We start from the raw sequence: 1,018 nt of genomic DNA, 5'->3' as shown, positions 1-1,018 counted from the left end.
GGGACACGAGGAATCCTGCATGAATTCGCCGGGACCATCCGGTAAGGCTAAATACTCCGAAGTGACCGATAGTGAACCAGTACCGTGAGGGAAAGGTGAAAAGAACCCCGGTGAGGGGAGTGAAATAGTACCTGAAACCGTTTGCTTACAAGCAGTGGGAGGCCAAGGTTCGTCCTGGCTGACCGCGTGCCTTTTGCATAATGAGCTGGCTAGTGAATGTCACAGGCAAGGTTAAGGCGGATGCCGGAGCCGAAGCGAAAGCGAGTCTTAATAGGGCGTTTAGTCTGTGGTATTCGGACGTGAAGCGAGATGATCTAGGCATGGGCAGGATGAAGCGTGGGTAACACCACGTGGAGGTCCGAACCAGTATGGGTTGAAAACCGTTTGGATGACCTGTGCTTAGGGGTGAAAGGCTAATCAAATCTCGTGATAGCTCGTTCTCGCCGAAATAGCTTTAGGGCTAGCCTCGGACTGACGCCATCGGTGGTAGAGCACTGAATGGGCTAGGGGCCCCACAGGGTTACCGAACCCAATCAAACTCCGAATGCCGATGAGCGATATCCGGGAGTCAGACTACGGGTGCTAAGATTCGTGGTCGAGAGGGAAACAGCCCAGACCGACAGCTAAGGTCCCCAAGTCGTGGTTTAGTGGAAAAGGAAGTGGGGAAGCACTGACAGCCAGGAGGTTGGCTTAGAAGCAGCCATCCTTTAAAGAAAGCGTAATAGCTCACTGGTCAAGCAGCCCTGCGCCGACAATACAACGGGGCTCAAACCACGCACCGAAGCTTCGGATTGTGTCTTCGGACACGATGGTAGGCGAGCATTCTGTAGCTGCGAAGCGGCACCGAGAGGGCCGTTGGAGCGATCAGAAAAGACTCTGTCGGCATAAGTAGCGATAACGCGGGTGAGAACCCCGCGCGCCGTAAACCTAAGGTTTCCTGAGTAAAGTTAATCTGCTCAGGGTAAGTCGGCACCTAAGGCGAGGCCGAAAGGCGTAGTCGATGGAAATCCGGTTAAAA

1 rRNA gene is annotated in these 1,018 nt (G+C 53.9%); it reads left to right on the top strand.

Going from position 1 to position 1,018, the window contains the following annotated elements:
• Nucleotides 1-1,018: ribosomal RNA gene (locus VEC57_03135) — 23S ribosomal RNA — on the top strand; the annotation flags it as partial.

This window comes from Candidatus Limnocylindrales bacterium (assembly GCA_035626395.1).
GTDB lineage: Bacteria > Desulfobacterota > Binatia > UBA1149 > CAITLU01 > DASPNH01.
The sequence above is the reverse complement of the archived record's forward strand: the minus strand, read 5'-3'. Positions and strand labels throughout refer to the sequence as shown.